This is a genomic window from Paramagnetospirillum caucaseum, assembly GCF_000342045.1.
Taxonomy (GTDB): Bacteria; Pseudomonadota; Alphaproteobacteria; order Rhodospirillales; family Magnetospirillaceae; genus Phaeospirillum; species Phaeospirillum caucaseum.
Window position 1 is genome coordinate 1 of sequence record NZ_AONQ01000117.1, and the last position, 6,933, is coordinate 6,933.

Annotated in this window: 7 protein-coding genes; 4 read left to right on the top strand and 3 right to left on the bottom strand. The window is 67.2% G+C overall.

What is annotated here, in order from left to right:
- Positions 1 to 153: 153 nt before the first annotated feature.
- A complete protein-coding gene (locus H261_RS22015; RefSeq protein ID WP_008622130.1) occupies positions 154 to 714 on the bottom strand; it encodes a gamma-glutamylcyclotransferase in 561 nt (186 codons plus the stop codon).
- Positions 715 to 790: 76 nt separating this feature from the next.
- On the opposite strand from H261_RS22015, the gene bluB reads away from it, so the two are divergent.
- Positions 791 to 1,537, top strand: coding sequence for a 5,6-dimethylbenzimidazole synthase (gene bluB / locus H261_RS22020; protein ID WP_008622140.1), 747 nt, complete (start codon positions 791 to 793; stop codon positions 1,535 to 1,537).
- On the opposite strand, the gene H261_RS22025 is transcribed toward bluB, so the two are convergent.
- Both H261_RS22025 and H261_RS22030 read right to left on the bottom strand, forming a co-directional pair.
- Complete coding sequence (locus H261_RS22025; RefSeq protein WP_152427060.1) at positions 1,538 to 3,154, bottom strand: sensor histidine kinase; 1,617 nt, start codon at positions 3,152 to 3,154, stop codon at positions 1,538 to 1,540.
- Between the two features lie 82 nt (positions 3,155 to 3,236).
- A complete protein-coding gene (locus H261_RS22030) occupies positions 3,237 to 3,875 on the bottom strand; it encodes a class I SAM-dependent methyltransferase (protein ID WP_152427061.1) in 639 nt (212 codons plus the stop codon).
- A 145-nt stretch (positions 3,876 to 4,020) separates the two neighbouring features.
- Between H261_RS22030 and H261_RS22035 the strand changes: the two genes are divergently transcribed.
- From H261_RS22035 to H261_RS22045, 3 genes are all read left to right on the top strand, one after another.
- Positions 4,021 to 5,409, top strand: a complete 1,389-nt coding sequence (locus tag H261_RS22035; protein ID WP_008622151.1) for a class II 3-deoxy-7-phosphoheptulonate synthase — start codon at positions 4,021 to 4,023, stop codon at positions 5,407 to 5,409.
- A 9-nt stretch (positions 5,410 to 5,418) separates the two neighbouring features.
- A complete protein-coding gene (locus tag H261_RS22040; RefSeq protein WP_008622153.1) occupies positions 5,419 to 5,889 on the top strand; it encodes a MaoC family dehydratase in 471 nt (156 codons plus the stop codon).
- A 94-nt stretch (positions 5,890 to 5,983) separates the two neighbouring features.
- A partial coding sequence (locus tag H261_RS22045; RefSeq protein ID WP_008622155.1) for a cache domain-containing protein occupies positions 5,984 to 6,933 on the top strand: 950 nt, incomplete at its 3' end.

Here is a 6,933-nt window from a genome sequence, read left to right on the forward strand (position 1 = left end):
AGCTTGGTATAAAGCGTGATGCCTTAAATGTGCATCACGCTTTAGCTTTATTTGTTTTGCCCTCGCCGGGCGGGCGCCTCCGCGCCCTTGGCCGCTCGCTCAATGCTCGCATGAGCGCCGCCCCTCATATTTGGCTCAGCGCTCCAAAGGGTATCAGATGCCCGCGCCGGCCTCGATGATGCCGGTCTGGCGCTCCACCTCGACCAGCAAGGCGTGCAGCTCGGCCTCGGCGAAGCCGTCGCCTTCCAGCTGGCGGATGGTGTTGATCAGGTAGTCGCGGTTCAGCCCGCCCTGGCCCTCGGCGTCCATGATGATGGCCGCCGCCCGCTCCAGCGGCAGCTGCCCGGCGTAATGATGATGGCCGGTATCGGCGACAAAGGTGTAGGCCTCGATCACACGACCATCGTCACAGCGAACCGGCAGATAGCGTGCCACATAGGCGTAACCGACCAGTTCGCGTTCATTGAGGTAGTCGATCACGTCCGCCGCGCGGGCCGCCGCCACCCGGAAGGCCAGCCCCCGGCACGAGCCGCCCTCGTCCAGGCCCAGCACCAGGCCGGGCCGTTCCGGCGTGCCGCGCCAGTGGCGGGAATAGACGCAGAAGTCGCGGTGCCAGCCATCCAGGCGGGCACGGCAGACTTCGTCGGCGTCGAAGCCCGGCCGCCACATCAGCGAGCCGTAGCCGAACACCCAGAGATCGCGGTCCTTGGTCATGGAAGATCGTGGCGCTACAGTCGAGATCAGGAACGAGTCCCCCGCCCCTGGCCGGGGCAAGGAAAGGGAGCGAAGAATGACAGATCGGGCCGCCGCCATCCAGGGCGACGACACGTTGAGCGAAGCCGACCGGCTGGGCCTCTATCGGGTGCTGCTGTCGCGGCGCGACGTGCGCGGCCAGTTCCTGCCCGATCCCGTCCCCGACGAGGTGCTGGCCCGCATCCTGGTGGCCGCCCATCACGCCCCCTCGGTGGGCTTCATGCAGCCGTGGAGCTTCATCCTGGTGCGTTCGCCCGAGGTGCGGGGCCGCATCCGGCAAGCCTTCGCCAAGGCCAACGACGAGGCGGCGGAGATGTTCGAGGGCGAGGCCCGGGATACCTACCGCTCGCTCAAGCTGGAAGGCATCCTGGAATCGCCCGTCAACATCTGCGTCACCTGCGACCGCGACCGGGTGGGGCCGGTGGTGCTGGGCCGCACCCACATTCCCACCATGGATCTCTACTCCACCGTCTGCGCCGTGGAGAATTTGTGGCTGGCGGCCCGCGCCGAGGGCCTGGGCCTCGGCTGGGTCTCCATCATCTCGGAGCCGGCGCTCAAGGATATCCTCGGCCTGCCCGAGCGGGTGGTGCCGGTGGCCTATCTCTGCTTGGGGCGCGTCAGCCACTTCTTCGCCCAGCCGGAACTGCAGACCCGCGGCTGGCGCAAGCGCCTGCCGCTCACCGACCTGGTCAGCCTGGACCGCTGGGAAGGCCCGAGGGACGAAACCCTGGGCGCCGAACTGGCCAAGGCGCAGGAGAAGGCGGAACGGGGCGATTTGCCGTAGTCACACCCCGCGCAGGGTGAAGAACACCGTGGTGCCGCCGCCCGGCACCGATCCCACCCGGATGGTGCCGCCGAAGCGATGGACGATGCGCCGGCACAGGGTCAGGCCGATGCCGGTTCCCTCGGTCTCGGCCGCCGGGTTGAGGCGCTGGAAGATCTCGAACACCTTGTCGTGGTACTGAGCCTCGATGCCGATGCCGTTGTCGGCGACGGCAAAGCGCCAGTAGCCCGGCGTGGACGGCTCGGCGGTCACCGATATCCGCGCCAACCGGTCGGGTGAGCGGTACTTGATGCTGTTTCCCAGCAGATTCTGGAACAGGCTGACCAGATGGGACGGCACCGCTGCCACCTCGGGCAGGTCGCCGACGCAGATTTCGACGCCGCTGTTCTCCAGATCCACCCCGAGATTGCTCAAGGCCTGAGCCACGGCCTCGCCGGCCGAACAGGGCTCCAGGGGTTCCGTCTGGCGCGAGGCCCGCGAGAATTCCAGCAGATCGAAGATCAGCTGGGTCATCTTCTTGGTATTGGTGACGATGAAACCGATGAAGTCGTCGGCGTCGGCATCCAGTCGCCCCTTATAGCGGCGCTCCAGCAATTGGGTATAGCTGACAATGTTGCGTAGCGGCGTCTGCAGATCGTGGGACGCCACATAGGCGAACTGCTCGAGATCGGCGTTGGAGCGCTCCAGCGCCTCGTTCTTCTCCCGCAGTTCCGCCGTGACTCGCGCCCGCTCGCCCTCCAGGGCGCCCAGCTTGGCCGCCATGCGCTCCAGCCCGGCCAGCACGCTGTCCCCGCCGCCGTCGGGAGGCGCGGCGGAAAGGGAGAAATCGCCCTGCCCGATGCGGGTGATCCGCTCGTGAACCTGCTGTACCGATCCGCCGAGAATGACCCGCGTCTCACGGTAGATCAGCCAGAGGAAGACGATCACCGCCAGTGTAAGGGCGATGAAGGTCAGCCGCAGGGCGAAGGCGATCGCCGCGGCGCGCTGGACGGCGGCCAGCGTCCGCTGTTCCACCAGATCATTGAAGTCCCGGATGGGATTCATGATGGCCGCCTTGGCGTGGTGATACGCCTCGTCGTGCAGCATGCCGATGGCGACCGCCCGGGCTTCCAGATCCCCCGGAGCGGCGGCTTCCACCAGCCGCATGGCCTCGAACTCCCGCGCGGTCAGCGTGTCGGAGCGGGACTTGGCCTCGTTCAGTTGGCGGAACTCCTCGTCGGTGAACCCGGCCATGCGCATCAGCTCCAGCAGGGGAACCCCGCTCCCCGCCTCGGGCCGGGCGAAATCCGGGGTCTGCAGCGCCAGGTACCAGAAAAAGTTCTCATAGCCGTCCGGCCGCCGCTTCACCCCGTCGCGGATGTCGAGGATATCCTGATAGGACTGCTTGAAGGCCACATTGCCGGTGGCGACGTAGGAGCGGACCATCCGGGTCAGGTCGTCGGAGGACTGACGCAACTGGTCGGCCAGACGATAGGAAACCTGCCGCTGTTCATTGGCGCGATCGACCAGCTTTTCCCCATAGACGTAGATGGCGAAGGAGGCCACGAACGCCACGAACAGAAGGCCGGTCTGCCAGACCCTTTGGGGCAATCCCCGCTCACCCCGTTTCCAGAACATGGATTATCAACGTCCTTCCACGCGCCCCCATCCGGATAGGATAGTCCACCAGAACCAAAGGAAGAAGCGGGAGCTTGATCCGTTAAACCCTGACGAACCGACACCACTGGAATTTCTGCACATTCCCGCCCGGCGTCACATGCTCCTGCAGCACCTCCTCCACCAGCCGGAAGTCCGGCCCCAGCAGGGCGGCAAGGCTGGCGGAATCGTGGCGGCACACGGGCAGGCCCGAGCACTTCTCCGGCCCGTCGGGGGCGAAGGTGGCGAGGATCACCGACGCCCCCGGCCCCAGCGCCCGCTTCATCACCTCCACATAGCGGGCCTGATCGGCGGGCTCCGTGAGGAAGTGCAGCACGGCGCGGTCGTGCCACAGGTCGAACAGGCCGGGCACCGGCCGCCAGTCCAGCACGCTCGATTCGATCCAGCTGACGTCGTCGCCCAGGGGGCCGAGCCGCTCGGCCGCCGTCTGCAAAGCGGCCCCGGCAATGTCGAGCACCGCCACATGCACGTATCCCCGCTCCACCAGGCGGTCCACCAGCACCGAGGCCCCGCCGCCCACATCGATGATGGCCGCGTCCCGGCGCAAGGCGCAGGCCTGGATCATGCCCAGCGAAAGGGCCGGGTCGTCCTGATGCCAGGAGACCTCCTCCGGCTGCTTGGTCGTCCAGACATTCTGCCAGTGGGTGGCGGTGCCGCTCATTTCGATCCTCGGATTTTTCATGCCCGTATCCCGTCGTCCGGGCTGGAAATATAGCCTGCGGCGTCGTATAGAGAACGGCTTTTCCGTTTCGCTCGGCGCGAAACGTCAGGTAGAGAACGGATTTTTCGTTTCGCGAGGCGCGGAACGCCAGGAGATTGGAAGTCCCATGTCCGAGAATTGGTCGCCGGAAAGCTGGCGCGCGAAGCCGATCCATCAGGTTCCCACCTATCCCGACGCCGACAAGCTGGCCGAGGTCGAGGAAAGCTTGCGCAACTTTCCGCCGCTGGTCTTCGCCGGCGAGGCGAGGCGCCTGAAGGCGTCGCTGGCCGACGTGGCCGACGGCAAGGCCTTCCTGCTGCAGGGCGGCGATTGCGCCGAGAGCTTCGCCGAGTTCCACGCCAACAACATCCGCGACACCTTCCGGGTGCTGCTGCAGATGGCGGTGGTGCTGACCTATGGCGCCGCCATGCCGGTGGTCAAGGTCGGCCGCATGGCCGGCCAGTTCGCCAAGCCGCGCTCGGCCGACACCGAGACCATCGACGGCGTCACCCTGCCCTCCTATCGCGGCGACAACGTCAACGGCAGCGAGTTCACCGCCGAGGCCCGCATCCCCGACCCCCTGCGCATGATCCGCTCGTACAACCAGTCGGCCGCCACGCTGAACCTGCTGCGCGCCTTCGCCCAGGGCGGCTATGCCGACCTGCACAAGGTGCACCAGTGGACCCTGGGCTGCGTCGCCGGCACCCTGCAGGCCGCCCGCTACCAGGATCTGTGCGACCGCCTGGACGAGACGCTGGCCTTCATGGAAGCCTGCGGCATGACCTCGGAGACCACGCCGCAACTGCGCGAGACCGATTTCTTCACCTCGCACGAAGCGCTGCTGATGCCTTACGAGCAGGCGCTGACCCGTATCGATTCCACCACCGGCGAGTGGTACGACTGCTCGGCCCATATGCTGTGGATCGGCGAGCGCACCCGCCAGTTGGACGCCGGCCACGTGGAATTCCTGCGCGGCGTGCAGAACCCGCTGGGTTTCAAGGCCGGCCCGACCATGAGCGCCGACGACCTGCTGCGCCTGATCGACCGCCTCAACCCCGAGAACGAGGCGGGCCGCATCACCGTCATCACCCGCATGGGCGCCGAGAAGGTGGAGCAGGTGCTGCCCGGCCTGATCCGCGCCGTGGAGCGCGAGGGCCGCAAGGTGGTGTGGTCGTGCGACCCCATGCACGCCAATACCATCAAGGCGGCGGGCGGCTACAAGACCCGTCCGTTCGACGCCATCCTGGCCGAGGTGCGCGCCTTCTTCGCCGTGCACAAGGCCGAGGGCAGCCACGCCGGCGGCGTGCATTTCGAGATGACCGGCCAGGACGTCACCGAATGCACGGGCGGCATGACCGGCGTCGCCGAGGCCGACCTGGGCGACCGCTACCAGACCGCCTGCGACCCCCGCCTCAACGCCACCCAGTCGCTGGAACTGGCTTTCCTGATCGCCGAGCAGTTGAAGGACGAGCGGGCTCTGCTTCGCGCCAAGGCGCAGGCCAAGCGCAAGGGCTGAGACTCCGAGATGACCTTCGCCTCCCCCATCACCGACCGCTGGTTCGAGGATTACGCGCCGGGTGCCGTGCACGAATTCGGCTCCATCGCGGTGGAGGAGGACGAGGTCATCGCCTTCGCCCGGCGCTACGACCCCCAGGACTTCCACACCGATCCGGTGGCCGCCAGGGATACCGTCTTCGGCGGCCTGATCGCCAGCGGCTGGCAGACCTGCGGCCTGATGATGCGGCTCTATGCCGACCACTACCTGACCAAATGCGCCAGCCTGGCCTCGCCCGGCGTCGACGAACTGCGCTGGGTGCGGCCGGTACGACCCGGCGACGCGCTGTCGGTGCGGGTCACCGTCCTGGACGCCGTCGCCTCCCGGTCCAAGCCCGACCGCGGCGTGGTCACCTCGTTTATCGAGGTGCTCAACCAGAGGGCCGAAGTCGTTCTCAGCATGCGGGCGGTCAACATGATCGCCCGGCGCAATCCCGGCTGAAGCGCGTAACCGTTCATCACTGGAAGTTATTGTCCGGCAAGGCTACTCTCGAACCAATCGTGCGGAAAGCCGCTCTTGGGGGGAGAGGAACACCATGTCGGGGAAGTCCGGGATTCTGCTTAAACTGATGTCCACCGCCGTTCTGGCGGTGGTGGGGTTCGCCATCCTGTCGGCGGTGGCGCTCAGCCAGTTGCGGCAATCCATGCTGAAGGACCGCATCGGCAAGGTGGCGGCGCTGAGCCAGGTGGCGCAGGGCACCATCAAGTCCTTCCACGACCGCGCCAAGGCCGGCGAGTTCGACGAGAACACCGCCAAGGCCCAGGCCATCGAGACCCTGCGCCCCCTGCGCTACCAGGGCGAGGAATACTTCTTCGTCTACACCGGCGACGGCACCGCCCTGATGGTCCCCCCCAGGCCCGAGCGGGAAGGCAAGAACTTCATCGACGCCAAGGACGCCGACGGCGTCCCCTTCATCCGCAAGCTGATCGCCGCCGCCCAGGCCGGCGGCGGCACCACCCATTACAAGTTCCCCAAGGCGGGCTCGGACGTTCCGGTGCCCAAGCTCTCCTACACCCTGCCCTTCCAGCCCTGGGGCTGGACCGTCGGCACCGGCATCTACATCGACGACATCGACGCCGAGTTCCGCGCCACCGCCCTGGAATTCGCCGCCATCGCGCTGGGCGTCGTGGTGGTCGCCCTGATCCTGGTGGCCTCCCTGGCCCGCAACATCGCCGCGCCGCTCAAGAACCTGGCCGACGTGGCGCAGCGCCTGGCCCGCCAGGATTATTCCGCCGAGGTGGAAAAGACGAGCCGCACCGACGAGATCGGCACCCTGGTCGCCGCCATCGCCGTGCTGCGCGACGAGGCGGCCAGCGCCGCCGAAGCCCGCACCGCCCAGCAGGAGGGCTACAAGGCGGCCAGCACCCAGCGCAAGCAGGCCCGCCTGCAGCTGGCCGACGATATCGAATCCTCCATCAAGCGGGTCACCGACGTGGTGGTCCAGGCGGTGGGCGAGATGGAAACCGCCGCCAACATCGTCTCGGG